Source organism: Zavarzinella formosa DSM 19928 (genome assembly GCF_000255705.1).
Lineage (GTDB): Bacteria > Planctomycetota > Planctomycetia > Gemmatales > Gemmataceae > Zavarzinella > Zavarzinella formosa.
On the sequence record NZ_JH636446.1, the window covers coordinates 387274 to 388933 of the forward strand.

Genomic DNA, 1660 nt, shown 5'->3' on the forward strand with positions numbered 1-1660 from the left:
CCGGCCGCGACCTGATGCTCCGCTCCTCGGTGGAGTCACACAAGATCGTCTACGGACGGGCAAAGGTCTCCGGGCCGTTCTACGCCGAGACCGGTGACACCGGCCCCGATTCCTCCGGGAATGTCATCACCGGCAAGAACACTTTCCTGCACATGGTCATCCTCGTCGCGGGTCATGAGGTGGACGCTTTCGAGACCATTTATTTGAACGACGTGGCCCTGACGCTCGACGTCAATGGCTTCGCCACCAACGCCCCCTACGGCCGCTCCGACACCACTTCCAGCAGCACGAGCGTCACGACGACGAACCGTCTGATCCGGCGGGTCAATGGCACGGTCACCGTCACGACCTCTTCATCGCATGGATTTTCGACCGGCGACCGCATCGAGATCAACGAAGTGAACATCGCCGCCTTGAACGGCACGCAGACGATCACCGTCACCTCATCCACGACCTTCACCTACCCGAGCGACGGCCCCGACACCAGCCCCTCCTCGGCCGGCATCTCCGTCAAAAGCACGACCGTCACCACCACGACCCTGCGCAGCTACGTCCGCGTCAAGACCCACGTTGGAACGACCGATCAACTGGCCGATTCGTTCCTTGTGAACGAACTTCCCAACTGGACCAGCGACCACCGCCTTCAGGGCCTCGCCTACATTTACTGCCGTCTGGAGTGGAATCCCGACGCCTTCCCCTTCGACGCCCCCAACGTCGCCGCCGTGGTGCGGGGCAAGAAGATTTACGATCCCCGCACCACCCTGACGGTTTGGTCTGACAACGCCGCCCTGTGCGTGCGTGATTACCTGACCTCGGACATGGGCTATGACTGTGACGAGTCCAAGATCGACGACGCCTGGTTCATTTCCGGCGCCAACATCTGCGACGAGGCGATCACGCTGAAAGACGGGACCGTGACCACCCGTTACAGCTCCAACGGCGTGCTCGACACCGCCAACGCCCTCAGTGACAACATGACCGAACTGCTCTCGGCCTGCGCGGGCTACAAGCCCTATGTGAAGGGAAAACACCGCATCCTGCCCGCCGCCTACCAGACCGTTTCCGGCTCGATTGACGTGAACATGCTCGCCGGGACGGTCAACTCGGTGACCCGCCCCACCCGCAAAGACTTGTTCAACGCCGTCAAGGGAACCTATGTCGATCCCGACAAGGGTTACCAACCGACCGACTTCCCGGCCGTCACCAACCCCCTGTACGAGACCCAGGACGGGGGGCAGCAGTTGTTCAAGGACATCGAACTGCCGTTCACCAGCCATCCCGAGTCCGCGCAACGCATCGGCAAGGTGATTTTGGAGAAGGGACGGCAGGGCATTTCGGTCACCGTGCCGATGAACTACCGGGGCCTGAAGTACGCCGTGGGTGATGTCGTGACCTATTCCGACGACGCCTTCGGCTGGACCGACAAGGAATTCCTGATCCGGCAGTGGTCGTTTTCCGTCCGCGACGGGGTGAGCGTCGTCATGCAGGAGGAGAGCAGCGCCAGCTATGACTGGGCCAACGGCGAGGCGACCACCGTCGACGCCGCCCCCGACACCAATCTCCCCGACGCCTTCACCGTCACGCCGCCGAGGGATGTCGCCGCCGAGTCGGGGACCGACCAGTTGATCGTCTCCGGCGACGGCACCGTCATCTCGCGCAT

At 62.7% G+C, this 1660-nt stretch carries 1 protein-coding gene; it reads left to right on the forward strand.

The window, feature by feature from the left end:
• The coding region (locus tag BGIM_RS58890) for a phage tail protein (protein ID WP_238537796.1) at positions 1–1660 on the forward strand (1660 nt) is incomplete at both ends.